The organism is Arthrobacter sp. zg-Y1171, from assembly GCF_025244845.1.
Classification (GTDB): domain Bacteria; phylum Actinomycetota; class Actinomycetes; order Actinomycetales; family Micrococcaceae; genus Arthrobacter_B.
This window is the reverse complement of record NZ_CP104264.1, coordinates 2,602,645-2,627,787: the sequence shown is the minus strand read 5'-3', so window position 1 is coordinate 2,627,787 and position 25,143 is coordinate 2,602,645. Positions and strand designations below refer to the sequence as shown.

The 25,143-nt window shown below is 64.9% G+C and carries 26 protein-coding genes; 25 read left to right on the top strand and 1 reads right to left on the bottom strand.

Features of this window, described 5'->3' with window-relative positions:
- Nucleotide 1 precedes the first annotated feature (1 nt).
- The 19 genes from rplF to glmM all read left to right on the top strand — a co-directional run bounded on the left by rplF (nucleotide 2) and on the right by glmM (nucleotide 13,784).
- Nucleotides 2-538, top strand: coding sequence for a 50S ribosomal protein L6 (rplF, locus tag N2L00_RS12305; RefSeq protein ID WP_255764877.1), 537 nt, complete (start codon nucleotides 2-4; stop codon nucleotides 536-538).
- 2 nt (nucleotides 539-540) lie between these two features.
- Nucleotides 541-924 (top strand): 50S ribosomal protein L18, encoded by a 384-nt coding sequence (gene rplR, locus N2L00_RS12300; protein WP_227918722.1) that lies wholly within the window; start codon nucleotides 541-543, stop codon nucleotides 922-924.
- A gap of 29 nt (nucleotides 925-953) precedes the next feature.
- On the top strand, nucleotides 954-1,634 hold the full coding sequence (gene rpsE, locus N2L00_RS12295) for a 30S ribosomal protein S5 (protein WP_227918719.1): 681 nt from the start codon (nucleotides 954-956) through the stop codon (nucleotides 1,632-1,634).
- Nucleotides 1,634-1,846, top strand: coding sequence for a 50S ribosomal protein L30 (rpmD, locus tag N2L00_RS12290; RefSeq protein ID WP_227918717.1), 213 nt, complete (start codon nucleotides 1,634-1,636; stop codon nucleotides 1,844-1,846). The genes rpsE and rpmD overlap by 1 nt, the downstream gene beginning before the upstream one ends.
- A gap of 1 nt (nucleotide 1,847) precedes the next feature.
- On the top strand, nucleotides 1,848-2,303 hold the full coding sequence (gene rplO, locus N2L00_RS12285; protein WP_227918714.1) for a 50S ribosomal protein L15: 456 nt from the start codon (nucleotides 1,848-1,850) through the stop codon (nucleotides 2,301-2,303).
- 245 nt (nucleotides 2,304-2,548) lie between these two features.
- Nucleotides 2,549-3,859 (top strand): preprotein translocase subunit SecY, encoded by a 1,311-nt coding sequence (gene secY, locus N2L00_RS12280; protein WP_255764875.1) that lies wholly within the window; start codon nucleotides 2,549-2,551, stop codon nucleotides 3,857-3,859.
- Nucleotides 3,856-4,428 (top strand): adenylate kinase, encoded by a 573-nt coding sequence (locus N2L00_RS12275; RefSeq protein ID WP_255764874.1) that lies wholly within the window; start codon nucleotides 3,856-3,858, stop codon nucleotides 4,426-4,428. Before secY ends, N2L00_RS12275 begins: the two co-directional genes overlap by 4 nt.
- A 45-nt stretch (nucleotides 4,429-4,473) precedes the next feature.
- Nucleotides 4,474-5,298, top strand: coding sequence for a type I methionyl aminopeptidase (map, locus tag N2L00_RS12270; protein WP_227918708.1), 825 nt, complete (start codon nucleotides 4,474-4,476; stop codon nucleotides 5,296-5,298).
- Nucleotides 5,299-5,541: 243 nt separating this feature from the next.
- Nucleotides 5,542-6,366, top strand: coding sequence for a glycerophosphodiester phosphodiesterase family protein (locus N2L00_RS12265; RefSeq protein WP_255862641.1), 825 nt, complete (start codon nucleotides 5,542-5,544; stop codon nucleotides 6,364-6,366).
- A 171-nt stretch (nucleotides 6,367-6,537) separates the two neighbouring features.
- Nucleotides 6,538-6,759, top strand: coding sequence for a translation initiation factor IF-1 (infA, locus tag N2L00_RS12260; protein ID WP_055239372.1), 222 nt, complete (start codon nucleotides 6,538-6,540; stop codon nucleotides 6,757-6,759).
- Nucleotides 6,760-6,842: 83 nt separating this feature from the next.
- A complete protein-coding gene (gene rpmJ / locus N2L00_RS12255) occupies nucleotides 6,843-6,956 on the top strand; it encodes a 50S ribosomal protein L36 (protein WP_012397712.1) in 114 nt (37 codons plus the stop codon).
- A 201-nt stretch (nucleotides 6,957-7,157) separates the two neighbouring features.
- A complete protein-coding gene (rpsM, locus tag N2L00_RS12250; RefSeq protein ID WP_227903828.1) occupies nucleotides 7,158-7,535 on the top strand; it encodes a 30S ribosomal protein S13 in 378 nt (125 codons plus the stop codon).
- 65 nt (nucleotides 7,536-7,600) lie between these two features.
- Nucleotides 7,601-8,002 carry a 30S ribosomal protein S11 gene (gene rpsK / locus N2L00_RS12245; protein WP_049829160.1) on the top strand — a complete coding sequence of 134 codons (402 nt, stop codon included), beginning with the start codon at nucleotides 7,601-7,603 and terminating at the stop codon, nucleotides 8,000-8,002.
- A 181-nt stretch (nucleotides 8,003-8,183) separates the two neighbouring features.
- Nucleotides 8,184-9,194 carry a DNA-directed RNA polymerase subunit alpha gene (locus N2L00_RS12240; RefSeq protein WP_146361126.1) on the top strand — a complete coding sequence of 337 codons (1,011 nt, stop codon included), beginning with the start codon at nucleotides 8,184-8,186 and terminating at the stop codon, nucleotides 9,192-9,194.
- Nucleotides 9,195-9,259: 65 nt separating this feature from the next.
- Nucleotides 9,260-9,805, top strand: a complete 546-nt coding sequence (gene rplQ / locus N2L00_RS12235; protein WP_227918703.1) for a 50S ribosomal protein L17 — start codon at nucleotides 9,260-9,262, stop codon at nucleotides 9,803-9,805.
- A gap of 38 nt (nucleotides 9,806-9,843) precedes the next feature.
- Nucleotides 9,844-10,773: a tRNA pseudouridine(38-40) synthase TruA gene (locus N2L00_RS12230; protein ID WP_255862643.1), complete on the top strand. Its 930-nt coding sequence runs from the start codon at nucleotides 9,844-9,846 to the stop codon at nucleotides 10,771-10,773.
- 320 nt (nucleotides 10,774-11,093) lie between these two features.
- A complete protein-coding gene (rplM, locus tag N2L00_RS12225) occupies nucleotides 11,094-11,537 on the top strand; it encodes a 50S ribosomal protein L13 (RefSeq protein ID WP_227918698.1) in 444 nt (147 codons plus the stop codon).
- A gap of 39 nt (nucleotides 11,538-11,576) precedes the next feature.
- Nucleotides 11,577-12,074, top strand: a complete 498-nt coding sequence (gene rpsI / locus N2L00_RS12220; protein WP_227918696.1) for a 30S ribosomal protein S9 — start codon at nucleotides 11,577-11,579, stop codon at nucleotides 12,072-12,074.
- A 339-nt stretch (nucleotides 12,075-12,413) separates the two neighbouring features.
- Nucleotides 12,414-13,784 carry a phosphoglucosamine mutase gene (glmM, locus tag N2L00_RS12215; RefSeq protein ID WP_255764871.1) on the top strand — a complete coding sequence of 457 codons (1,371 nt, stop codon included), beginning with the start codon at nucleotides 12,414-12,416 and terminating at the stop codon, nucleotides 13,782-13,784.
- Between the two features lie 38 nt (nucleotides 13,785-13,822).
- On the opposite strand, the gene coaA is transcribed toward glmM, so the two are convergent.
- Nucleotides 13,823-14,806 carry a type I pantothenate kinase gene (coaA, locus tag N2L00_RS12210; RefSeq protein ID WP_255764870.1) on the bottom strand — a complete coding sequence of 328 codons (984 nt, stop codon included), beginning with the start codon at nucleotides 14,804-14,806 and terminating at the stop codon, nucleotides 13,823-13,825.
- Nucleotides 14,807-14,926: 120 nt separating this feature from the next.
- Here coaA and glmS point away from each other — a divergent pair, with 120 nt between their 5' ends.
- From glmS to treZ, 6 genes are read left to right on the top strand one after another with little or no spacing between them, the layout of a single operon-like run.
- Nucleotides 14,927-16,813, top strand: a complete 1,887-nt coding sequence (gene glmS / locus N2L00_RS12205; RefSeq protein WP_255862644.1) for a glutamine--fructose-6-phosphate transaminase (isomerizing) — start codon at nucleotides 14,927-14,929, stop codon at nucleotides 16,811-16,813.
- A 13-nt stretch (nucleotides 16,814-16,826) separates the two neighbouring features.
- Nucleotides 16,827-17,177 (top strand): holo-ACP synthase, encoded by a 351-nt coding sequence (locus N2L00_RS12200; RefSeq protein WP_229949943.1) that lies wholly within the window; start codon nucleotides 16,827-16,829, stop codon nucleotides 17,175-17,177.
- A 10-nt stretch (nucleotides 17,178-17,187) separates the two neighbouring features.
- Nucleotides 17,188-18,747, top strand: a complete 1,560-nt coding sequence (locus N2L00_RS12195) for an NAD(P)H-hydrate dehydratase (protein ID WP_255862645.1) — start codon at nucleotides 17,188-17,190, stop codon at nucleotides 18,745-18,747.
- 48 nt (nucleotides 18,748-18,795) lie between these two features.
- Nucleotides 18,796-20,976 carry a glycogen debranching protein GlgX gene (gene glgX / locus N2L00_RS12190; protein WP_255764866.1) on the top strand — a complete coding sequence of 727 codons (2,181 nt, stop codon included), beginning with the start codon at nucleotides 18,796-18,798 and terminating at the stop codon, nucleotides 20,974-20,976.
- Nucleotides 20,973-23,309, top strand: coding sequence for a malto-oligosyltrehalose synthase (treY, locus tag N2L00_RS12185; RefSeq protein WP_255862646.1), 2,337 nt, complete (start codon nucleotides 20,973-20,975; stop codon nucleotides 23,307-23,309). The genes glgX and treY overlap by 4 nt, the downstream gene beginning before the upstream one ends.
- Entirely contained in the window at nucleotides 23,306-25,048 is a 1,743-nt protein-coding gene (gene treZ, locus N2L00_RS12180) for a malto-oligosyltrehalose trehalohydrolase (RefSeq protein WP_255764863.1), read from the top strand. Before treY ends, treZ begins: the two co-directional genes overlap by 4 nt.
- The last annotated feature ends 95 nt before the right edge of the window (nucleotides 25,049-25,143 follow it).

The following is a 25,143-nucleotide window of genomic DNA, read 5'->3' as shown; positions in this document are numbered from 1 at the left end:
AATGTCACGTATTGGACGTCTGCCCATCCCGGTTCCTGCCGGAGTAGATATCGCCATCAACGGCAACGTTGTATCCGTCAAGGGCGCCAAGGGCGAGCTGAGCCACACTGTGCCCAGCCCGATCACGGCAACGCTTGAAGACGGCACCATCACGGTTACCCGCCCGAACGACGAGCGTGAATCCCGCGCCCTCCACGGCCTGACCCGCACGCTGATCGCCAACATGATCACCGGCGTGACCGAAGGCTACAAGAAGGATCTGGAAATCGTTGGTACCGGTTACCGCGTGGTAGCGAAGGGTTCGGACCTCGAGTTCGCCCTGGGCTACAGCCACCCGGTCCCCGTCGCGGCCCCCGAAGGCATCACGCTTACCGTGGTTGGCCCGACGAAGGTCACCGTGTCCGGTATCGACAAGCAGCAGGTGGGCGAGGTTTCCGCCAACATCCGCAAGCTGCGTAAGCCCGACCCCTACAAGGGCAAGGGTATTCGTTACGCCGGCGAGATTGTCCGCCGCAAGGTCGGAAAGGCTGGTAAGTAACCATGGCCATCAGCATTAATAAGAAGCGAAACAGCAAGAGCAAGTCTGCCCTGCGCAGCCGACGCCAGCTGCGTATCCGCAAGCGGATTTCCGGAACCGCGGTTCGTCCGCGCCTCGTGGTCAACCGCTCTGCCCGCCACATCTTCGTCCAGGTTGTCGATGACAGCCGCGGCGTAACCGTGGCTTCCGCCTCCACCATGGAAGCGGATCTGCGTGCACTGGACGGCGACAAGACCGCCAAGGCCAAGCGCGTCGGCGAACTCGTTGCTGAGCGGTCGAAGGCCGCCGGCATCGAAGCCGTTGTCTTTGACCGCGGTGGTAACCGCTACCACGGCCGTATTGCTGCAGTTGCAGACGGCGCACGTGAAGGTGGGCTGGCACTGTGACCGAGGTAAACAAGGAAAAGGAAAATCAGGTGACTGAAGCTACAGCTGCTGAGGCAACTGAGACCAAGGAAGCCGCAGCCACCGGTACCGACGACCGCCGCGGCGGACGTCGCGGCGAGCAGCGCGGCTCCGACCGTGGAGGCCGCGGCGAACGCGGTGGCCGCGGTGGCCGCGACGGCGGACGCAACGATGAGAAGGACAAGTTCATTGAACGCGTCGTGACCATCAACCGCGTTGCCAAGGTGGTCAAGGGTGGCCGTCGCTTCAGCTTCACCGCCCTCGTTGTTGTCGGTGACGGCAACGGCATGGTCGGCGTTGGCTACGGCAAGGCAAAGGAAGTTCCCTCCGCTATTGCAAAGGCTGTTGAAGAAGCCAAGAAGACCTTCTTCCGCGTCCCGCGCATCGGTGGAACCATCCCGCACCTCGTCCAGGGCGAAGCTGCTGCAGGCGTTGTCCTGCTGCGTCCGGCTTCCCCCGGTACCGGTGTTATCGCCGGTGGTCCGGTCCGCGCCATTCTGGAATGCGCCGGTATCCACGACGTCCTGTCCAAGTCGCTCGGGTCCTCCAACGCCATCAACATCGTGCACGCCACGGTTGATGCGCTGAAGCGCCTCGAAGAGCCCCAGGCAGTGGCAGCACGCCGCGGCCTTCCGCTCGACCAGGTCGTTCCCTACGCGATGCTCCGCAACATGCAGAAGGCAGGTGCCTGATGTCGACTCCGAAGAACGTCGTCGTTAGCACGGCTCGACTGGAAATCACTCAGATCAAGTCCACCATCGGTGGTAAGCAGAATCAGCGCGACACGCTGCGTTCACTGGGCCTGAAGCACATCGGCGACTCTGTCGTCCGTACTGCTGATGCAGTGACCGTTGGCATGATCAACACGGTTCCGCACCTCGTGAAGGTTGAGGAGGCGAAGTAACATGCCCGAAGAAAACAGAACTCTGAAGGTCCATCACCTGCGTCCGGCACCCGGTGCCAAGACGGCCAAGACCCGCGTAGGCCGCGGTGAAGGTTCCAAGGGTAAGACGGCAGGCCGCGGTACCAAGGGTACGGCTGCCCGCTACCAGGTCAAGGCAGGCTTCGCCGGCGGTCAGCTTCCGCTGCACATGCGTCTGCCGAAGCTGCGCGGCTTCAAGAACCCGTTCCGGGTCGAGTTCCAGGTTGTAAACCTGGACAAGATCTCGGAACTGTTCCCCGAAGGCGGCGCCGTGGATATCGAAGCACTGGTTGCCAAGGGCGCGGTTCGCAAGAACCAGCCCGTCAAGGTGCTCGGCTCCGGCGACATCACCGTCAAGGTTGATGTCTCGGCCAACGCCTTCTCCGCCAGCGCTGCAGAAAAGATCGCCGCAGCCGGCGGATCCACCACAACGGTCTAAGACCTCGTGGCGGGTCTGTTACCCTCCCCGTCCGGACACATTGCGTGTACCGGCAGGGGAGGGGCGCACGATCCAACGTTTCACCACTGAACTCCTGGCGGACCCTATCCGGTCCGCCGGGAGTTCAGTTCCGTTTAAGGCAACTACCGCGTCCAGTACGGCGTTAACGCAGTACGGGCCGCGAGCGGCTAGACTCTGTTTCTGTCACAAGTCCGGATCGGACTTTCCAAACTTCAGGAGGACGCTTGCTTAGCGCTATTGGCCGGGCTTTCCGGACACCAGACCTGCGACGCAAGCTGTTGTTTACGCTGGGAATCATCACTATCTTCCGCATGGGTGCTTTTATCCCGGCCCCGGGTGTTGACTACGGCAATGTGCAGCAGTGCTTGAATCTGGGTGCCACCTCCGGTGGTATTTACCAGTTCGTCAATCTCTTCAGCGGCGGTGCGCTGCTGCAGGTCTCCATCTTTGCCCTCGGCATCATGCCCTACATCACCGCCAGCATCATTGTTCAGCTGCTGCGCGTCGTGATCCCGCACTTCCAGGCCCTCTACGAAGAGGGTCAGCAGGGCCAGTCGAAGCTCACCCAGTACACGCGGTACCTCACCATCGCGCTGGGCCTGCTCAACGCGACGACTGTCGTCTCCCTGGCCCGCTCGGGTGCACTCTTCAACAACCAGTGCGCCCTGCCGATCATCCCGGACGACAACCTGGTCACCGTCCTGCTGCTCATCGTCACGCTGACCGCCGGTACCGGCGTCATCATGTGGATGGGCGAGCTCGTCACGGAAAAGGGTGTGGGCAACGGTATGTCGCTGCTCATCTTCACCTCGATCGCGGCGTCCTTCCCCAGCGCCCTTGGCGCCATCCTCAGCGCGCAGGGCTGGACCATCTTCCTGGCCGTCATCGCCGTCGGCGTCCTGACGGTGGCACTGGTCATCTTCGTGGAGCAGTCGCAGCGCCGCATTCCGGTGCAGTACGCCAAGCGCATGGTCGGCCGGCGGACCGTAGGGGGCACGAACACCTACATTCCGATCAAGGTGAACATGGCCGGCGTGATCCCCGTGATCTTCGCGTCCTCCATGCTCTACCTGCCCAGCCTGCTGGCGCAGTTCAATACTCCCTCGCAGGGCACGCCGCCGGGATGGGTGGTCTGGATCAACAACTACCTCGTCAGCGGCGACCACCCGCTGTACATGCTGGTGTACTTCCTGCTGATCGTCTTCTTCACCTACTTCTACGTCTCCATCACGTTCAACCCGGACGAGGTCTCGGAGAACATGAAGAAGTACGGCGGCTTCATTCCCGGCATCCGGGCCGGCCGCCCCACCGCCGAATACCTGCAGTACGTGCTCTCCCGGATCACGCTGCCCGGCGCCCTTTACCTGGGCTTTGTCGCCCTGATCCCGCTGATTGCTCTGGTGTTGGTTGGAGCTAACCAGAACTTCCCGTTCGGCGGAACGTCAATCCTCATCATGGTTGGTGTGGGACTGGAAACGGTTAAGCAAATTGACGCGCAGCTCCAGCAACGTCACTACGAAGGGTTATTGCGATGACAAGAATGCTGATTATCGGGCCTCCCGGCGCCGGTAAAGGAACTCAGGCCGCTCGGATCTCGGACCGGCTCGGTGTCACGGCAATATCAACCGGCGACATTTTCCGCTCGAACGTGAAAGAGGAAACGCCCCTGGGCGTGGAGGCGAAGAAGTACATCGACGCCGGCAACTTCGTTCCGGATACCGTCACCAACGCCATGGTCCGCAGCCGGCTGGCTGACGGCGACGTCGAATCGGGCTTCCTGCTGGACGGCTACCCGCGCACCGTGGCGCAGGTTGAAGAACTCGACGACATCCTGGCCGGCAACGGCCAGAAGCTTGACGCGGTACTCCTCCTGACCGCCGACGACGACGAACTCGTGGCCCGCCTGCTCCGGCGCGCGGAACTCGAGGGCCGCAGCGACGACACGGAAGATGTCATCCGGCACCGCCTTGACCTCTACAAGCAGCAGACGGCCGACGTCGTCGCCCGCTACGAGGACCGCGGAATCGTCACCCGGGTGGATGGCCTCGGCGGCATCGACGAAGTCACCGAGCGTGTCATGGAAGCACTGAAGGACCTGCGCTAAGAAAGTCCGGCGCAAAACGTTATCCGCTAGGAAGTTAGAAGACACATGTTCGGCCAGCCTCGAATCGAATACAAAACCAACGAGCAGATGCGCATCATGCGCGAAGCCGGCCTTGTATTGATCTCAGCGCTCGACGCGGCGGTCAAGGCCGCCGACGTCGGCGTCAGTACACGCGAAATCGATGCAGTATTTGCCCGGGTACTCAAGGAAGCGGGAGCCACCTCCAACTTCCTGGGCTACTACGACTACCCGGCCACGGTCTGCACGTCCGTGAATGAAGAAGTTGTCCACGGCATTCCGGGAGACCGGGTGCTGCAGGACGGCGACATCATTTCCATCGACGGCGGTGCAGTGGTGAACGGCTGGCACTCGGACTCGGCGCGAACCGTGATCGTGGGTACGCCGGATCCGGAGGACCAGCGGCTGTCGGATGTCACCGAGAACGCCATGTGGCACGGCATTGCCGCTGCTGCCAAAGGCAAGTTCGTGGGGGACATCGGCGACGCCGTGGACGACTACGTCAGCAGTGTCCCGGGCAAGAAGCTGGGAATCCTCGAGGACTATGTCGGCCACGGCATCGGCACCGAAATGCATCAGGCTCCGGATGTCCTGAACTACCGCACCGGACACCGCGGGCCGAAGCTGCGGCCGGGCCTGTGCCTGGCCATCGAGCCGATGCTGGTACGCGGCAAGATCCTCACCCGCACGCTCGATGACGATTGGACAGTTGTCACCGAAGACGGCAGCCGTTCCAGCCAGTGGGAGCACTCCGTAGCGATCCATGAAAAGGGGATCTGGGTGCTCACGGCGCCCGACGGCGGTGCCTCCCGGCTGGAACCGCTGGGGGTTACCCCGGTTCCGATTCCCTAGGGAATCCTCCGCATGCACGAAACCGGCAGGCCCCGTTCCTTCAAGGAACGGGGCCTGCCGGTTTTCCCGGGGCGGATGCGTAGACGCGACGGGCCGCCTCGGTGCGGGCATGCGCCCGGGGCCGGGGTCCCCGCCGGGGCCTGGATGAACTGCAGCTGATGTCACGGGGAATCCTTGGCGCACGGCCGGTGAAGAGTGGTGTTTTCCCGGCTTTCGAGCGGTCCGCGACCCTACCGTGAAGTCATGGCCTCGACGTACAGAGCAGCAGCCCCGGCGGCACGATCCCTGAGCAACCTGCCGGCAGTGATCGCCCACAGGGGAAACAGTTCGGCGGCACCGGAGAACACCCTTCCGGCATTTGCCGCGGCGGCAGCAGCCGGAGCTGCGATGATCGAAACGGATCTTCGCCTCACGGCCGACGGAACCGCGGTGCTCCTGCACGACGCGAAACTGGGCCGGACGACCAATCTGCGCGGGCGGGTGGGCCGCACCTCGGCCGCCCGCCTCGCCGTGGCGGATGCCGGTGCCTGGTTTTCCGAAAACCACAGGGGAGTGCCGGTGCCGACGCTCGGGGATCTCGTGACGTTCCTGTCCGACCGGCAGCAACTGGGGCTGGTACTCGAGTTCAAGGGAGAGTGGAGTCCCCGCGGGGTGGAGCCTGTGGCGGATGCCCTGTGGGCGGCGGGACTGGAAGACCGCATTCTCGTGCAGTCCTTTTCGCGGCGGACCGTAGCAGCCCTGGCCCTGGCCGCCCCGGAATTCCGGCGGGGACTGCTGGTCGGCAAAGCACCGTCGGGCAGGCATGGAGAGACGGCGCTGCAGCGGTTCCTCTTCCGGGTGGAGGCTGCAGCGTGCAATCCCGGCGGGCGGTTCCTGGCCGAGCGCCCGGACCTGACGGCGCGGCTGCGTGCCGACGGGATGTCCGTGTATCCGTGGACCCTGGACCGCCCGGCACAGTGGCTGGAAGCCTTCGATGCGGGGGTGGACGGGATCATCACCAACCGTCCGGCCGCGCTGGCGGCGTGGGGAAACACCCGGTGCGGGAACTGGACAGCCGGAGCGATTTAACTTATGGGGGGTCTTCCCGTAGAGTTATCTGTTGGTTGTCTCTACATTCGTGCCCGGATTGACCGCTTTCGATGCTTTGTGCGCCGATGCGGCTGGCTGGGCCGGTGGAACGGCCACATTCGAAAAACCGTTGCCGGCGTCAAGCCGGTGACACAGACGTTAGCGGAGGATATGGCCAAGAAAGACGGCGTCATTGAGATCGAGGGCTCGGTAAACGAAGCCCTGCCCAACGCGATGTTCCGCGTTGAGCTGGCCAACGGCCACATTGTGCTCGCACACATCTCGGGAAAGATGCGTCAACACTACATTCGCATCCTCCCTGGAGACCGCGTTGTGGTGGAACTTAGCCCGTACGACCTCACCCGGGGTCGCATCGTCTACCGCTACAAATAAACCGCTGCAAAGACGGACAGCGCACCGCTCAGCCGGTTCACTGACCGTTCAAGCTCAACCCTGCAACCACGCAAAGGAAAACCATGAAGGTCCAGCCGAGCGTCAAGCAGATCTGCGATAAGTGCAAGGTGATTCGCCGTAACGGTCGAGTCATGGTGATCTGCGAGAACCCGCGCCACAAGCAGCGCCAGGGCTAATCTGCTTCTCTAGCTCCGGAGCCCGAAAGGGCAACGGTAAGAGGGCCCCTGATTTCAGGGATCAGCCCACGCGTAGTTAATTGAATATGGCAGTGCAGCGTCTATACGCGTGACGCATACCCCCGGTACGGAGGCCGGGGACCTGGCAACAGGGACGCACTGCTTCAGACCTCCGGTAATAACCAAAGGAGAACCGCCGATATGGCACGTCTCGCTGGCGTTGACATTCCCCGCGAAAAGCGGGTAGTGATTGCGCTTACCTACATCTACGGCGTGGGCAAGACCCGTGCAGAGCAGACCCTTGTAGAGACCGGCATCAGCCCGGAAACTCGCGTCAAGGACCTCACCGACGCTGAACTCGTTCAGCTGCGTGACTACATCGAGGGCAACTTCAAGGTTGAGGGTGACCTCCGCCGTGAGGTGGCCGCCGACATCCGCCGCAAGGTTGAAATCGGCAGCTACCAGGGCATCCGGCACCGCCGCGGCATGCCCGTCCACGGTCAGCGCACGAAGACCAACGCTCGTACCCGCAAGGGCCCGAAGCGCACCGTTGCCGGTAAGAAGAAGGCCGGCCGCTAAATAAGCGGTCTTCGGCCACGGCCCGAATCCGGGCCACCTAAACCAAACTCTTTGTAGGAGAAGTAATGCCCCCCAAGACTCGTGGAGCGGTCCGCAAACCGCGTCGCAAGGATAAGAAGAATATCGCGCTCGGCCAGGCGCATATCAAGAGCACCTTCAACAACACCATCGTGTCCATCACGGACCCGTCCGGTGCTGTTATCTCATGGGCTTCCGCCGGTGAGGTTGGCTTCAAGGGCTCCCGTAAGTCCACCCCGTTCGCTGCTCAGATGGCTGCTGAAGCTGCCGCGAAGCGCGCACAGGAGCACGGCGTCCGCAAGGTCGACGTCTTCGTGAAGGGTCCGGGCTCCGGTCGCGAGACCGCCATCCGTTCACTGCAGGCCACCGGCCTGGAGGTTGGCTCCATTCAGGACGTCACCCCGAGCGCACACAACGGTTGCCGTCCCCCGAAGCGCCGCCGCGTATAAGCAGCACTGCGGTTCCGGTTTCCCCGGCGGGCAGCCCACTTTTCCAAGTGGGCTGCCCGCCGGAGGGCGCCGGTCCCGGGCTGGCTGTTAGCCGTCCAAGACGCCCGCGGAAGACCCGTCGTCGTCGTTTCCACCATTTGTGTTGCGTCATATAGCGGATGCTCGCTGAAAGGAAATGCAAGTGCTCATTGCACAGCGCCCCACCCTCACTGAAGAAGTCGTAGCCGACAACCGCTCACGGTTCATCATTGAACCCCTGGAGCCGGGTTTCGGTTACACCCTTGGTAACTCCCTCCGTCGTACCCTGCTGTCCTCCATTCCCGGTGCCGCTGTAACCAGCATCCGCATCGAGGGCGTGCTGCACGAGTTCACGACGGTTCCCGGCGTCAAGGAAGATGTCACTGAGATCATCCTGAACGTCAAGAACCTCTCGGTTTCCTCCGAGCACGACGAACCCGTTGTGGCTTACCTGCGCAAGCAGGGCCCCGGCGTGGTTACGGCCGCGGACATCGCTCCGCCGGCCGGCGTGGAGTTCCACAACCCCGACCTGCACATCGCCACGCTGAACTCGAAGGGCAAGTTCGAACTCGAACTGACCATCGAGCGCGGCCGCGGCTACGTGTCGGCCAGCCAGAACAAGTCCGGTGACCAGGAAATCGGCCGTATCCCGGTTGACTCCATTTACTCGCCGGTTCTGAAGGTGACCTTCCGCGTGGAAGCCACCCGTGTTGAGCAGCGCACCGACTTCGATCGCCTGATCGTTGACGTTGAAACCAAGGATGCCATTGCACCGCGCGACGCTGTCGCCTCTGCCGGTACCACCCTGGTTGAGCTGTTCGGCCTGGCACGTGAACTCAACACCGCCGCTGAAGGTATCGAAATCGGTCCGAGCCCCACGGATGCCGCACTGGCAGCCGACATGGCCCTGCCGATCGAAGACCTCGAGCTGACCGTGCGTTCGTACAACTGCCTCAAGCGCGAAGGCATCCACACCGTGGGTGAACTCGTAGCCCGCTCCGAGGCTGACCTGATGGACATCCGCAACTTCGGCGCGAAGTCCATCGACGAGGTGAAGGCAAAGCTGGTTGAACTGGGTCTGTCCCTGAAGGATTCCCCTCCCGGGTTTGACCTGGCCGCCCGTGCCGCAGCTATTGAAGAGGACGAGTCCGAGTACTCGGACGACGAGCTCTAACTGAAGCAAATTCTTGCCGTTCGGGCCATTGAGCACCGCACGGCACCGTTTGAGGAGAAAAAGTAATGCCTACACCCACCAAGGGTAAGCGCCTCGGAGGCAGCCCGGCACACCAGCGACTGATGCTGGCCAACCTTGCCGCGCAGCTGTTCGAGCACAAGCAGATCACCACCACGGTGACCAAGGCCAAGCGTCTGCGTCCCTACGCAGAGCGCCTGATCACGTTCGCAAAGCGCGGGGACCTGTCCTCCCGCCGTCGCGTCCTGGCCCTGATCTCCGACAAGGGCATCGTCCACGAGCTCTTCACCGACATTGCTCCGGCAGTCGAGAAGCGCGACGGCGGCTACACCCGTATCACCAAGATCGGCAACCGCAAGGGCGACAACGCTCCCATGGCTGTCATCGAACTGGTCCTGGAGCCGCTTTCTGCCAAGCAGTCGGTAGTGGCCGAAGCCAGCACCGCTGCCGCTGCAGCCGCTCCGGCGCCTGCCGTTGAGTCTGCAGATTCCGCTGAGTCGGCAGAATCTGCCGATTCCGCTGAGTCCGCCGATTCGGCTGAGTCTGCCGACTCCGCTGATGAGGCTGTCGAAGCGACCGAAGAGAAGAAGTAATTCTTCGCTGAAGTCCCGGTGCCCTTAATATGGGTGCTATGACTATTGAAAGGCCCGCCGTCCCCGAAATGGATGGCGGGCCTTTCCGCGTCCGGATGGACCTCGCCTACGACGGTGCTCCGTTCTCCGGCTGGGCCGCCCAGCCCGGCCTGCGGACCGTCCAGGGCCTGGTCGAAGACGGGCTGGCAGTCCTGCTGCGCCGCCCGGTCCGGACGACAGTGGCCGGGCGGACCGACGCCGGCGTCCACGCCCGCGGCCAGGTGGTGCACTTCGACCTCACTGCGTCCGAATGGCACGAGCTGGCCAGGGGGCGGGACATGGACCCGGGAGTCTCCCTGCGGCGCAGGCTGCACGGGGTGCTGAACAAGGAGCTGACCATGCCGGCGCGGGAAGCAGGCCTCCAGCGGCGCGCCGTGGATGCCCTGGGCGGAGCCGTGGAAGTGCTGTCGGCCGTCCCTGCCCCGGCAGGCTTCGACGCACGCTTTTCGGCCCTCTGGCGCCGCTACAGCTACCGCATCTGCGACCTGCCCGAAACCCGGGATCCGCTGTCCCGGCACACCACGCTGTGGTTCAAGGCACCCCTGGACATCGACCGGATGAACGAAGCCGCAGCCGGCGTGCTGGGCATCCGGGACTTCCTCTCCTTCTGCAAACCGCGGACCGGATCCACCACCACCCGTGAACTCCTGGAGTTCAGCTTCCACCGAGGCGGTGACGGAGTTATCAGCACCCACATCCAGGCTGATGCCTTCTGCCACAACATGGTCCGCTCGCTGGTGGGCGGCTCACTGCTGGTCGGCTCGGGGGAGCGGCGCCCCCAGTGGCTTGCCGAACGCATGTTCGCGCGGATCCGGGACTCGAAGTCACTCCTGGCCCCGCCGCACCCGCTGGTGCTGGAGGAGGTCCGCTATCCGGCCGACTCCGATCTGGCCAGGCGTGCCGAGCTGACCCGGGCGCAGCGCGAATAGCCGATCCGGGCGCTGCGGTCCTAAAATAGGGGCAAAACCGATATCCGGCGCTGGAGCCATAACGCGGGGACAGCTTTTGACCTGACTACTCAAGCAGGCTATTGTTTATAGTCGTTGTGCGTGTCCTACCTCGATAGGCCTATGCCCACGGGAGCGGCTCAGTTGCAGAGCCACCTGGCCCCGGGGAAATAGCCGAGATCTCAGGACCACTGGTTAATTCAGTCCTCACCTGACCATCCGGTAACGCATAGAGAAGCTGCACTGTCCATGGCATCCATGGGCGGCGCGCCACCTAAGAAGAAGAAACGAAGGCAAACACCGTGCGTACGTACACCCCGAAGCCCGGCGACATCAACCGCCAGTGGCACGTCATTGACGCCACCGACGTTGTCCTAGGCCGTCTTGCCAGCCAGACCGCAACACTGCTGCGCGGAAAGCACAAGCCGACCTTTGCTCCCCACATGGACATGGGCGATTTCGTCATCATCATCAACGCCGAGAAGGTTGCCCTCACCGGCGCCAAGCTCGAACAGAAGCGTGCCTACCGCCACTCGGGTTACCCGGGCGGTCTGTCCTCCGTCAACTACGCCGAACTGCTGGAGCAGAACCCGGTACGTGCAGTTGAGAAGGCCATCCGCGGCATGCTGCCCAAGAACTCCCTGGCTGCTGATCAGATCAGCAAGCTGAAGGTCTACCGCGGTGCCGAGCACCCGCACGCCGCTCAGCAGCCCAAGACCTACGAAATCAACCAGGTCGCCCAGTAGTTCTGGCCCGCCAACTAAGAAATTAATTCAAGGAGAATCGTGGCTCAGAACACTGAAGAGCTCAATGAAAACACCGAGGAGCTTTCGAGCTACACCTCGGAATCCTCTGACTCGGTCCAGGCCGACGTCAAGGAACGCCCCGCCCTGACCGTCCCCGGCTCCGCCGTCGGACGCCGCAAGCAGGCTATTGCCCGCGTGCGCCTCGTCCCGGGTACCGGCAAGTGGATCGTCAACGACCGCGAGCTCGAGGATTACTTCCCGAACAAGCTGCACCAGCAGGAAGTCAACGAGCCGTTCAAGCTTCTTGACCTCGAAGGCGCCTACGACGTCATTGCACGCATCCACGGCGGCGGCCCCTCCGGCCAGGCCGGCGCGCTGCGTCTGGGCGTTGCCCGCTCGCTGAACGAGATCGACCGCGAGAACAACCGCCCCGCCCTGAAGAAGGCAGGCTTCCTGACTCGTGACGCCCGCGTCATCGAGCGTAAGAAGGCCGGTCTCAAGAAGGCCCGTAAGGCACCTCAGTACTCCAAGCGCTAATTCAGCGCTTCCCTTCGTGCAGTCGCTGGAGCGACTGCACGAAGGGGCCCTCGCGCTGAATTGGCGCTTGGCTCCACAAGCGCCGGTTTCAGGGCTTGGGTTCATAAGCGCCGAAGAGCGTGGGGTTTCACCAAAAGGCAGTCGCTACGGCGGCTGCCTTTTGGCGTTAATGCGGCCGCCGGACGTCGGCTTGACCACACAGCCGAGCGGTATTTGCCTGACTGGCGCACACTTTCGCGTTTCCCGTTTCGGAGACATGGGTGCACCGGTGGCAGAATGGGCCAGTAAGTTGCCCGTGAGCGGCTCCCGCTGTGGCTACAACCTGCTTGAGGATACGTAATGACTAGATTGTTTGGAACGGACGGCGTCCGTGGGCTGGCGAACGGGCTGATCACCGCCGAAGTTGCCCTGGGCCTTGCACAGGCCGCAGCAGTGGTGCTGGGCCATCGCCGGGTGGAACAGGGCCGTCGTCCGGTCGCTGTGGTGGCCCGGGACCCGCGCATCAGCGGTGACTTTATCTCCGCCGCCATGGAGGCCGGACTGGCCAGCTCCGGTGTTGATGTCTACGACGCCGGCGTTCTGCCGACCCCCGCCGCGGCGTACCTGGTTGCTGACCTCGGCGCAGATTTCGGCGTGGTTATCTCCGCCTCCCACAACGCTGCCCCCGACAACGGCATCAAGTTCCTGGCCCGCGGCGGGCAGAAGCTGGATGACGCCGTCGAGGACGCCATCGAGGCCGAAATGGCACTGCCCAGCATGCGCCCCACCGGAAGCGAGGTGGGGCGGATCCACCGCTTCGCCGATGCCGAGGACCGGTACGTGGTCCACCTGCTGCAAACCCTCCCCAACCGCATCGAGGGCCTGAAGGTCGTCCTGGACTGCGCACACGGGGCAGCGAGCGGCTGCTCTCCCCAGGTCTTCGCCGACGCAGGTGCCGAAGTAGTGGTCATCGGCGCCGAGCCGGACGGCCTCAACATCAACGAGGGTTACGGTTCAACCCACCTGGAGCAGCTGCAGGCAGCCGTGGTGGCGCATGGAGCCGACCTGGGTATCGCCCATGACGGCGACGCCGACCGCTGCCTTGCCGTGGACCATGAAGGCACGGTGGTGGACGGCGACCAGATCATGGCGATCATGGCCATTGCCATGAAGGAAGCCGGCAAGCTCAAGGACAATGCGCTGGTGGCTACCGTCATGAGCAACCTCGGCCTGAAGCTCGCCCTCCGCGAGGCCGGCATCGAGCTCATCGAAACCGGCGTGGGGGACCGCTACGTGCTCGAAGGGATGCGCCGCGGCGGCTACAGCCTCGGCGGGGAACAGTCCGGGCACGTTATCTTCTCCGAATACGCGACCACCGGAGACGGCGTCCTCACCGGCCTGCAGCTGGCGGCACAGGTTGCGCGGACCGGCCGGACCCTGAAGCAGCTGGCCGGCGTGATGCAGAAGCTCCCGCAGGTGCTCATTAACGTCAAGGGCGTGGACAAGTCCGCCGTCGAGACCAACGAGCCGGTACGGCTGGCAGTCCAGCAGGCCGGGCAGGCACTGGGCGAAACGGGGCGCGTACTGCTCCGCCCCTCGGGCACCGAACCGGTGGTCCGGGTCATGGTGGAGGCCGCGGACATGGAGACAGCCGCCGAGACCGCACGGCGGCTGGCCGAAACGGTGGAAACCCATCTGGCCCTCAACGCAGGCGCCGGAGCAACGGTCTAGCAGCACTGCACCGGCGCGGGACCTAGTCCCGCGCCGGCCTACGTTTTGCGCAGGAGCATCCGCCGCACCGAGTGGTCCGCGTCCTTGGTCAGCACCAGCTGGGCGCGGCCCCTCGTGGGCAGCACGTTGGTGATGAGGTTCGGCTCGTTGATCCGCTTCCAGATGTCCAGGGCCGTGGCCCGGGCCTCTTCGTCCGTCAGATCCGCGTAGCGGTGGAAGTAGGATGCCGGGTCAGCGAAGGCCCCGGTGCGCAGCGACTGGAAACGCTGGACGTACCATTCCTCGATGTAGGAGGTGCGCGCGTCCACGTAAATCGAGAAATCGAAGAAATCGCTCAGTGCAAGGCCGGCACGCCCGTCGGCGCGCGTCCGGGCCGGGGCGAGGACATTCAGCCCCTCGACTATGAGCACGTCCGGCCGGCGGACTACTATCTCCTCGCCGGGGACAATGTCGTACGTCAGGTGCGAATACTTCGGCGCCCGAACCTCCTCGGCGCCGCTCTTCACCTCGCTGACAAAGCGCAGCAGCCGGCGTCGGTCATAGGATTCCGGGAAGCCCTTGCGCTGCATCAGCCCGCGGCGTTCCAGTTCTGCGTTGGGGTACAGGAAACCGTCCGTGGTGATCAGTTCCACGTTCGGAGTTTCCGGCCAGCGGCGCAGCATTTCACGCAGGACCCGGGCCGTAGTGGATTTGCCGACAGCCACGGATCCGGCCACGCCGATCACGAACGGGGTACGGGTGGTCTTCTCGCCGAGGAAGGTGGTGGTGGCACTGTGCAGGCGGCCTGCAGCCGCCACATACAGGTTCAACAGCCTGGAGAGCGGAAGGTAGACCTCCCTGATCTCATCCAGGTTCAGCTGGTCACCGACGCCGCGCAGCCGGAGGATGTCCTCCTGGTTGAGCGGGGAGCGTATCTCATGTGACAGCCGCGACCAGGTCCTGCGGTCCAGCTCGACGAAGGGAGTGAAACTGCTCTCGGGCGGCTGGGCCGCGGAGGACTTAACATGGCGTTCGGTCACCATAGGAATTCTGCCCTGAACAGCAGGCAAACCCAAACGGCCCGAAGCGCGCAATGATGCCGCAACAGGCGGAAGGACACCATGCTTTCGGCATCCGGTCCGCGGGCCGGTACGCTTAGTGCTATGTGTGGAATTATTGGATATGCAGGCCGCCCGGACGCCATTGCAGGTATTAGTGCAGGCGGGCACGGAGCTCTCGAAGTAGTAATGGAAGGCCTTCGGCGGCTGGAATACCGGGGCTATGACTCGGCCGGCGTCGCCGTACTCACTCCCTTGGGTATCGAATACCGCAAGAAGTCAGGCAAGCTGGCCAACCTGGTGGCCGAGCTGGAGGCGGCTCCGCTGACCCCCGCCACCACCGGCATCGGGCACACCCGCTGGGCCACGCACGGCGGCCCCACCGATGAAAACGCCCACCCCCATCTGGCGGACAACGGACGCCTGGCCGTGATCCACAACGGCATTATCGAGAACTTCGCCGAGCTGAAGGCCGAACTGCTGGCCGCCGGCGCAGAGTTTGTTTCCGAAACCGACACCGAGGTGGCCGCAGCGCTGCTGGCCTCCATCTACCGCGGCGAGGGCGACGCGGATCTGGCAAAGTCCATGCAGCTTGCCTGCCAGCAGCTCGAGGGTGCGTTCACCCTGCTGGCCGTCCACACCGATTCGCACGGCACCGTGGTTGCCGCCCGGCGCAACTCACCGCTCGTCGTCGGACTGGGCGAAGGCGAGAACTTCCTGGGCTCGGACGTTTCCGGCTTTATCGACTTCACCCGCCGCGCCGTCGAACTGGGCCAGGACCAGGTGGTAACCATCACTCCTGACTCGGTCCTGATCACCGACTTCTTCGGCGAGGTCGCCGAAGGCACTGAGTTCTACGTGAACTGGGATGCAGCCGCCGCCGAAAAGGGCGGTTACGACTCCTTCATGGAGAAGGAAATCAACGACCAGCCGCAGGCTGTGGGGGACACCCTCCTGGGCCGGTCGGACATCGACGGACGACTCACCCTCGATGAGCTGCGCGTCAGCCCCGAGGAGCTCAAGAACGTCAACAAGATCATGGTCCTGGCCTGCGGAACCTCCGCGTACGCCGGACAGGTGGCCAAGTACGCCATCGAGCACTGGTGCCGGCTGCCGGTCGAGGTGGAGCTCAGCCATGAGTTCCGCTACCGCGATCCCATTGTCGACTCGAACACGCTGGTCGTGGCCATTTCCCAGTCGGGCGAGACCATGGACACACTGATGGCAGTGCGCTACGCCAAGGAACAGGGCGCAAAGGTCCTGGCCATCTGCAACACCAACGGCTCCACCATCCCCCGCGAATCGGACGCAGTCCTCTACACGCACGCCGGACCGGAAATCGCCGTTGCCTCCACCAAGGCGTTCCTGGCACAGATCACCGCCGCTTATCTGCTCGGCCTGTACCTGGCTCAGATCCGCGGCAACAAGTTCCAGGGCGAGATCAAGGACATCCTTGCGGACCTCAGCAAGGTGCCGGACAAGATCCAGCAGGTGCTGGACAACTCCGGGCAGATCAAGGAACTGGCACAGCTGATGAAGGATGCCGGATCGGTGCTCTTCCTCGGCCGCCACGTCGGCTTCCCGGTGGCAATGGAAGGCGCCCTGAAGCTGAAGGAGCTGGCCTACATACACGCCGAAGGGTTCGCTGCCGGCGAGCTCAAGCACGGCCCGATTGCCCTGATCGAGGAAGGCCAGCCCGTGTTCGTGGTTGTCCCGTCGCCCCGCGGCCGGGATTCACTGCACGCCAAGGTGGTTTCCAACATCCAGGAGATCCGGGCCCGCGGCGCCAAGACGATCGTGATCGCCGAAGAAGGCGACGACGCCGTCAAGGCCTACGCCGAGCACATCTTCTATGTGCCGGAAACCCCGACGCTGCTGGCACCGCTGCTGACCACCGTGCCGCTGCAGATCTTCGCCTGCGAGCTGGCATCGGCTAAGGGCTTCGACGTGGACCAGCCGCGCAACCTGGCCAAGTCCGTCACGGTGGAATAAGGAGCGTCCCTCGGTGATTATCGGAATCGGCGTCGATGTAGTGGACGTGCCGCGGTTCGGCCGCCAGCTGGAGCGCACGCCCGGGCTCCGTGCCCGGCTGTTCGCACCGGCGGAACGGGAGTTGAACCTGCGTTCACTGGCTGCACGGTTCGCGGCGAAGGAAGCCGTGGCCAAGGCCCTGGGCGCCCCTGCCGGCATGAACTGGCAGCACTGCCAGGTCCTGCTGGATCCCGCCGGAGCGCCGCTGCTGCAGATTGACGGAACCGTGGCTGCCGTGGCCGAGGGCAAGGGCGTGCAGACCTGGCACCTTTCCCTGAGCCATGACGGCAACATGGCTACTGCAATGGTCATCGCCGAAGGCTAGGACAAAGCGCATGATCAGTGCGTACACCGGCACCGCGGTCCGCCGGGCCGAAGCCCCGCTGCTGGCCGAAGGCCGGGGCGGGGAACTGATGCAGCGCGCAGCCTACGGGCTGTACGCGGCGACGGCCGCCCGGCTGGCGGCCCGCCGCGGCCGCCTCTACGGGGCCGGTGTAACCGTCCTTGCCGGCAGCGGCAACAACGGGGGAGACGCACTTTATGCCGCCGCCCGGCTGGCCGGGCGCGGAGCAGCGACGACGGCGGTGCTTACCTCCGACGCAGCGCACCCCGAGGCACTGGCGGCGTTCAGGGCGCAGGGCGGAAAGGTCCTGGCACTCACCGAATCCAACGCCGCCGCCCTCGCCGATGCCGCCCTCGCGGCCGATGCCGTCATCGACGGCGTCCTGGGCACCGGCGGCAGCGGCGGTCTCCGCGGTCCCGTCCGCATAATCGCAGAGACACTGAACACGGCACGGCTGCAGGGTCAGGGCCCGCTGGTCGTAGCCTGCGACCTGCCCAGCGGCGTCAACGCCGACTCCGGCCGGGTGGACGGAACGTGCCTGCGGGCGGACCTCACCGTGACCTTCGGCGCCGTCAAAACCGGACTGCTCGCCGGCCCGGGCGCTGTAGCCGCCGGGGAAATCCGCTGCATCGACATCGGGCTCGGCCCGCACCTCGGAACCCCGGCCGCCTACCGCCTGTCCGGGGACGACCTGGCGTCCCTCTTGCCCTTCCCCACACCCGCAGACCACAAATACAGCCGCGGCGTGCTCGGCATTGCCGCCGGTTCGGAGACCTACCCCGGAGCCGCGCTGATGGCCACGGGCGCCGCTCTCGCCACCGGCGTCGGCATGGTCCGTTACCTGGGCCCCGACGCCGTAGCCCGGCTGATCAACCTGGCGCACCCCGAAGCGGTCTGCGGCTCAGGGACCGTAGGGGACACCCACGTCCAGGCCTGGGTGGCCGGACCCGGCGCAGGCAACGACGAGGACCAGCGCCGCCGGGCCGGCGACGCCATGGCCTCCGGGCTGCCCGCAGTGATCGACGCCGACGCGATCGCCGAGGTCCGCACCGGGCTGCACCCCGGCGTCGTGCTTACCCCGCACGCCGGCGAACTCACCGCGCTGCTGCGTTCCCTGGGCGAGGAGGCGTCACGGACCGAAATCGAAGCCGATCCCATCCGCTACGCCCGCCTCGCCGCCCAACGCACGGGCGCCACCGTCCTGCTCAAGGGCTGGGCCACGCTGGCGGCGGCTCCCACCGGCGAACTCTACAGCCAGGCCGAGGCAACGCCGTGGCTGGCGACCGCGGGAAGCGGAGACACACTCGCCGGCATCCTCGGCGGCCTCCTGGCGACGGACCGCACCCCGGACACAGAGCGGGAACCGGGACACTATGCACGGCTCGCCGCGGCTGCTGCCCATCTCCACGGCCGTGCCGGCGCGCTTGCCGCGGCTGACGGGCCGGTTCAGCCGTCCCTGCTGGCCCCGCAGATCCGGTCGCTGGTGGCGGAATCCACCCAACAGAGAAGCGGACGAATTCAAGTAAGCTCCAAGTCTGGGGTAAAAAAGTAAGTAGACATATCAATTACGTGTTGTCAGGGAACTAGTCAGGAGCACTACATGGAAGTTTGGCCGGGAGATGCCTATCCGCTGGGCGCAACCTACGACGGAAACGGCACCAACTTCGCTCTCTACAGCGAGGTGGCAGATTCCGTATTCCTGTGCCTGTTCGATGAGGACGGCACCGAGCACCAGATCCGCCTGACCGAGGTCGACGGGTATGTCTGGCACTGCTACCTGCCGCAGGTCATGCCGGGGCAGAAGTACGGTTACCGCGTGGACGGGCCGAACGATCCGGAGAACGGCAACCGGTGCAACCCGAACAAGCTGCTGCTGGACCCCTACGCCAAGGCCGTCGCCGGCGAAATCGACTGGGACCAGGCACTGTTCGGCTACAACTTCGGCGACGAACACTCGCGCAACGACGAGGATTCCGCCCCGCACATGATGATGGGCGTCGTCATCAACCCGTTCTTCGACTGGGACGGAGACCGGAAGCCCAAGGTCCCGTATCACCAGTCCGTGATCTACGAGGCCCACGTCAAGGGCCTGACCGAGCTGCACCCCGACGTTCCCGAGGAGCAGCGCGGCACCTACGCCGGCGTCGCCCACCCCTCCGTGATCGCACACCTGCAGAAACTCGGGGTTACCGCCATCGAGCTGATGCCGGTGCACCAGTTCGTCAACGACTCGACCCTGCAGGAAAAGGGGCTGTCGAACTACTGGGGCTACAACACCATCGGCTTCTTTGCGCCGCACAACACGTACAGCGCCACCGGCGACCAGGGCCAGCAGGTACAGGAATTCAAGGCCATGGTGCGCGCGCTGCACCTCGCCGGCATCGAAGTGATCCTGGACGTGGTCTACAACCACACGGCCGAGGGCAACCACATGGGCCCGACGCTGTCCTTCCGCGGCATCGACAACGCGTCCTACTACCGGCTGGTGGAAGACGACAAGAAGTACTACATGGACTACACCGGCACGGGCAACTCGCTCAATGTCGGCAATCCGCACTCCCTGCAGCTGCTGATGGACTCGCTGCGCTACTGGGTCACGGAAATGCACGTGGACGGTTTCCGCTTCGACCTGGCCTCGACGCTGGCCCGCGAGTTCTACGACGTGGACCGCCTCTCCGCGTTCTTCGAACTGGTGCAGCAGGACCCGGTAGTGTCCCAGGTCAAGCTGATCGCCGAGCCGTGGGACGTTGGACCCGGCGGCTACCAGGTGGGCAACTTCCCGCCCCAGTGGACCGAGTGGAACGGCAAGTACCGCGACACGGTCCGCGACTTCTGGCGCGGAGAGCCCTCCACGCTGGGCGAGTTCGCCTCCCGCATCACCGGCTCCGCCGACCTGTACGAGTCCTCGGCCCGCCGTCCGGTGGCGTCCATCAACTTCGTCACCGCCCACGACGGCTTCACGCTGCATGACCTGGTGTCCTACAACGAGAAGCACAACGACGCCAACGGCGAGGACAACAACGACGGCGAGTCCCACAACCGCTCCTGGAACTGCGGTGTTGAAGGCCCCACGGACGACCCCTCCGTCCTGTCCCTTCGTGCCCGCCAGCAGCGCAACTTCCTCGCCACCCTGCTCCTGTCCCAGGGCGTGCCGATGATCGCGCACGGCGACGAGCTGGGCCGCACCCAGCAGGGCAACAACAACACCTACGCGCAGGACTCCGAGCTGAGCTGGATCAACTGGGAGACCATGGATGCGCCGCTGATGGAATTCACCGCGGCGGTCAACACCCTGCGTGCCGAGCACCCCACGTTCCGCCGGCGCCGGTTCTTCGACGGCCGCCCCGTGCGGCGCGGCGAGGGCGAGGCACTGCCGGACATCGTCTGGCTGAACGAGGACGGCACCACCATGTCCCCGGATGACTGGGACACCCCGATCAGCCGTTCCCTGGGTGTCTTCCTCAACGGGCAGGGCATCTCGGGCAAGGATGCCCGCGGACAGCGGATCACCGACCTGAACTTCCTGCTGTACTTCAACGCGCATGACGAAGCCGTGAAGGTCACCCTTCCGGCGAAGGAATACGCACCCATGTGGGACACGGTGATCGACACCGCCGGCGAATACGCCGACTCGGAGCCGGTTGCCGCGGACAGCCAGCTGACCGTGGCTGCCAAGTCCATGGTGGTCCTGCGGGCACACGAAGAGGAAGAGGAGCACGACCACTCCGTGGCCGCGTCCCTCGCCGCCATGGCCGCCCAAAACACCGAGGCCGCCGAATGAGGACACCCCTCTCCACGTACCGCCTGCAGATCCGCCCGTCCTTCACCCTGTTCGACGCCGCGGAACTCGTGCCGTACCTGGCTGACCTTGGCGTGGACTGGGTCTACCTCTCACCGATCCTCACGGCGGAAGAAGGCTCGGACCACGGCTACGACGTCACTGATCCTTCAGCCGTCGACCCGACCCGCGGCGGAGCGGAGGGGCTGAAGGCCCTTTCCGACGCCGCCCGCGCGGCCGGTCTTGGCGTGCTCGTGGACATTGTGCCCAACCACATGGGCATCGCGACACCGCACCGGAACAAATGGTGGTGGTCCGTGTTGGCCGAAGGCCGCGGTTCCCGGTATGCCGAAGCCTTCGACATTGACTGGGACGCCGGGAACGGGAAGCTGCGGCTGCCCGTCCTGGGCGACGGCGACAATGAGCTCGAGCAGCTCAAGCTGGCGGGCAATGAACTGCACTACTACGACCACCGTTTCCCGGTGGCCGAAGGCACCGCAGCAGAAGGCGACAGTGCGCAGGACGTGCACGCCCGCCAGTCCTACGAACTGGTGAACTGGCGCCGCGCCGACAGCGAGCTGAACTACCGCCGGTTCTTCGGGGTCAACACCCTGGCCGGCATCCGCGTGGAAGAGCCCTGGGTCTTTGACGAGGCACACGCCGAAATTAAGCGCTGGTTCGACGAGGGCCTCGTGGACGGCCTGCGCATCGACCATCCGGACGGGCTCGCCGATCCCAAGGGCTACCTGGCCCGGCTGCGCGAGATCACCGGCGGAGCGTACATCCTGGTGGAAAAGATCCTGGAACCGGGCGAAAAGCTCGCCGCGGACTGGGAAACCGAAGGCACCACCGGCTACGACGCGCTGGCCGACATCGACCGGTTGTTCGTGGACCCGGCGGGCAGTGACACGCTGACCGCGCTGGTGCCCATGGAACCGTACGCACAGATGATCCACGGCACCAAGCGGGTCATCGCGGACGGCCTGCTGCACTCCGAGGTGCAGCGCCTCGTGCGCCTGCTCCCTGCGGACAGCGGACTGGAACCGGAGACGGCAGCAGATGCGCTCGCGGAACTGCTGGCCTGCTTCCCGGTCTACCGCAGCTACCTGCCCGAAGGTGCCGACCACCTGACCGAGGCCGTCATCGCGGCCAAGGTGCACCGGCCGGACCTGGCGGCGGCGCTGGACATCCTGCATCCGCTGTTGAACCCGCTGCTGGGTGAAGACTCCGCGGGAACAGTGTCGCTTTCGAGTCTGGGCGAGCTGGCGGTGCGTTTCCAGCAGACCTCCGGCATGGTCATGGCCAAGGGCGTCGAGGATACGGCGTTCTACCGTTACTCCCGGCTGACCTCCCTCAACGAGGTTGGCGCCGACCCGGCACACTTCGCCGTATCCCCGTTTGAAATGCACACCCGGATGCTCCGCCGGCAGCTGGAACAGCCGGCGGCCATGACGGCCCTGACTACGCACGACACCAAGCGCAGCGAAGACACCCGGGCCAGGATTTCCGTGCTCGCGGAAATCCCGGAGGAGTGGAGCGAAGCATTCACCCGCCTCGACGCCCTTGTTCCGATGCATGACGGGCCGATGGCGAACCTGCTCTGGCAGACCTTCGTCGGGGCCTGGCCGCTGAGCCGGGAACGTGCACATGCCTACGCAGAGAAGGCCGCCCGCGAAGCCTCCAGCAGCACCACCTGGACGGCTCCCAACGCCGAGTTCGAAGAGCGGATGCATGCAGCCATTGATGCGGCGTTCGACAATCCGGACGTCAACGCGGTAATCACTGCGCTGGTAGAACGCGTCCGGGAGGCGGGGTACAGCAATTCGCTCTCCGCCAAGCTCCTGCAGCTGACCATGCCCGGTGTGCCGGATGTCTACCAGGGCACCGAATTCTGGGACCGGTCACTGGTGGACCCGGACAACCGCCGCGAAGTGGACTTCGCCCGGCGGCGCGAGGTCGCGGCGTCGTTCGCCGACGCCGGTGCCCCCGCCCTGGACGAGGACGCGACAGCGAAGCTGCTCGTCACCACCCGCGCCCTGCAGCTCAAGCGCGGCCGGCCGGAGCTGTTCACGGGATACGTCCCCGTAGCGGTGGAAGGACCTGCGGCCGAACACCTCTTCGGGTTCGACCGCGGCGGAGCGGTAACGCTCGTGACCCGTCTGCCGCTGGGGCTGCAGCGCCAAGGTGGATGGCAGGACACCGCCGTCGTCCTGGCTCCGGGCACCTACCGTGACGTGATCACTGGAAAGACGCACGAAAGCGGCGGCCGGCTGGCAGCTGCGGATCTGTTCGGCACCTATCCGGTGGCGCTGCTTGTTCGGGAGGACGGCAAATGAGGACCGACTTCGATGTGTGGGCGCCCAAGGCCGGCACCGTGACGCTGCTGGCCGACGGCCGGCGCCTGTCGATGACCCGCGGAGAGAACGGCTGGTGGCACGCCCAGCACGCCGAACTCACCGAGGACATCGACTATGGCTACCTCATTGACGACGCCGAGACGCCGGTGCCGGATCCCCGGTCCCGGCGGCAGCCCGAGGGCGTGCACGCACTTTCGCGCACCTTCGATCCGGATCTGTACCAGTGGCATGACGCCGACTGGGTCTCCCCGGGACTCGACGGCGGGGCGATCTATGAGATGCACATCGGTACCTTCACTCCCGAAGGCACGCTGGATGCGGCGATCGGCCGGCTGGACTACCTGGTGGACCTGGGTGTGCGCTTTGTCGAACTGCTGCCCGTCAATGCCTTCAACGGAACCCACAACTGGGGTTACGACGGCGTGCTCTGGTACGCCGTGCAGGAAACCTACGGCGGGCCCGAGGCCTACCAGCGGTTCGTGGACGCGGCCCACCAGGCCGGACTGGGCGTTATCCAGGACGTCGTCTACAACCACCTTGGACCCAGCGGCAATTACCTGCCGATGTTCGGCCCCTACCTCACCGAGGGGAAGGCGAACACCTGGGGGGACTCGGTCAACCTGGACGGCCCGCTCTCCGACGTCGTCCGCGAGTACATTGTGGACAACGTCCTCATGTGGTTCCGCGACTACCACGTGGACGGACTGCGGCTGGATGCGGTGCACGCGCTGCATGACGAACGCGCCGTGCACATCCTCGAAGAGATGGCCGCCGCGACGGACAAATGCGCGGAAGCCCTGGGGAAACCGCTGTTCCTCATCGCGGAGTCGGATTTGAACAACCCCCGGCTCATCACCCCGCGGAACGTCAACGGCTACGGCCTTGCCGGCCAGTGGTCCGATGACTTCCACCATGCCGCCCACACCAACCTCACGGGTGAAAACGGCGGGTACTACGAGGATTTCGATTCACTCGGTGCACTGGCGAAGGTCCTGCAGGAAGGGTTCTTCCACAACGGAACGTACTCCTCCTTCCGGGAGCGCGGCCACGGACGTCCGTTGGACAAGGAGGCAGTGACCGCACGCCAGCTGGTCACCGCCATCCAGAACCACGACCAGATCGGCAACCGGGCGGCCGGCGACCGGCTGAGTGCGACGCTGGGGTACGAACAGCTCGCCCTCGGCGCGGTGCTGAGCCTGGCCTCGCCGTTCACGCCCATGCTCTTCATGGGTGAAGAATTCGGGGCCTCCACGCCCTGGCAGTTCTTCACCTCGCACCCCGAACCCGAGCTGGGAAAGGCCACGGCAGAGGGACGCCTGAAGGAATTCGAGCGGATGGGATGGGATCCGGACACGGTGCCGAATCCCCAGGATCCGTCCACCTTCACCAACTCGAAGCTGGACTGGTCCGAGGTGGAACAGGGGGACCACGGCCGGCTGCTGGACCTGTACCGCAGGCTCCTGGCGCTGCGCCGCGAGACCCCCGACCTGATGGACCCGGACCTGCGCAAGGTCCGGGTGGACTATGACGAAGTGGGCCGCTGGCTGGTTATGCAGCGCGGTTCCACGGCGGTGGCGCTGAACTTTGCCGACAGCCCGCGCGAGCTGCCGCTTCCGTTCGGCCGGCAGGCGGAGGTGCTGCTGGAAACCGCACCGGCGAAGCTCTACGGCGATGCCGTGCAGCTGCCGGCCTACGGCGCGGCCATCCTGGCCGGCTAACAACACCGGCATCCAGCTGCAGCCGGCACCCGCAGGTACTTTTCCTGCCGGGTGCCGGCTGCAGCGGGTTAAACCCAGGTCCCGACGCCGGACCA

Coding starts and splice junctions, on each gene's coding strand:
- rplF (WP_255764877.1), top strand. CDS start 2: ATGTCACGTATTGGACGTCTGCCCATCCCGGTTCCTGCCGGAGTAGAT.
- rplR (WP_227918722.1), top strand. CDS start 541: ATGGCCATCAGCATTAATAAGAAGCGAAACAGCAAGAGCAAGTCTGCC.
- rpmD (WP_227918717.1), top strand. CDS start 1,634: ATGTCGACTCCGAAGAACGTCGTCGTTAGCACGGCTCGACTGGAAATC.
- rplO (WP_227918714.1), top strand. CDS start 1,848: ATGCCCGAAGAAAACAGAACTCTGAAGGTCCATCACCTGCGTCCGGCA.
- N2L00_RS12275 (WP_255764874.1), top strand. CDS start 3,856: ATGACAAGAATGCTGATTATCGGGCCTCCCGGCGCCGGTAAAGGAACT.
- map (WP_227918708.1), top strand. CDS start 4,474: ATGTTCGGCCAGCCTCGAATCGAATACAAAACCAACGAGCAGATGCGC.
- N2L00_RS12265 (WP_255862641.1), top strand. CDS start 5,542: ATGGCCTCGACGTACAGAGCAGCAGCCCCGGCGGCACGATCCCTGAGC.
- infA (WP_055239372.1), top strand. CDS start 6,538: ATGGCCAAGAAAGACGGCGTCATTGAGATCGAGGGCTCGGTAAACGAA.
- rpmJ (WP_012397712.1), top strand. CDS start 6,843: ATGAAGGTCCAGCCGAGCGTCAAGCAGATCTGCGATAAGTGCAAGGTG.
- rpsM (WP_227903828.1), top strand. CDS start 7,158: ATGGCACGTCTCGCTGGCGTTGACATTCCCCGCGAAAAGCGGGTAGTG.
- rpsK (WP_049829160.1), top strand. CDS start 7,601: ATGCCCCCCAAGACTCGTGGAGCGGTCCGCAAACCGCGTCGCAAGGAT.
- rplQ (WP_227918703.1), top strand. CDS start 9,260: ATGCCTACACCCACCAAGGGTAAGCGCCTCGGAGGCAGCCCGGCACAC.
- N2L00_RS12230 (WP_255862643.1), top strand. CDS start 9,844: ATGACTATTGAAAGGCCCGCCGTCCCCGAAATGGATGGCGGGCCTTTC.
- glmM (WP_255764871.1), top strand. CDS start 12,414: ATGACTAGATTGTTTGGAACGGACGGCGTCCGTGGGCTGGCGAACGGG.
- coaA (WP_255764870.1), bottom strand. CDS start 14,806: ATGGTGACCGAACGCCATGTTAAGTCCTCCGCGGCCCAGCCGCCCGAG.
- glmS (WP_255862644.1), top strand. CDS start 14,927: ATGTGTGGAATTATTGGATATGCAGGCCGCCCGGACGCCATTGCAGGT.
- N2L00_RS12195 (WP_255862645.1), top strand. CDS start 17,188: ATGATCAGTGCGTACACCGGCACCGCGGTCCGCCGGGCCGAAGCCCCG.
- glgX (WP_255764866.1), top strand. CDS start 18,796: ATGGAAGTTTGGCCGGGAGATGCCTATCCGCTGGGCGCAACCTACGAC.
- treY (WP_255862646.1), top strand. CDS start 20,973: ATGAGGACACCCCTCTCCACGTACCGCCTGCAGATCCGCCCGTCCTTC.
- treZ (WP_255764863.1), top strand. CDS start 23,306: ATGAGGACCGACTTCGATGTGTGGGCGCCCAAGGCCGGCACCGTGACG.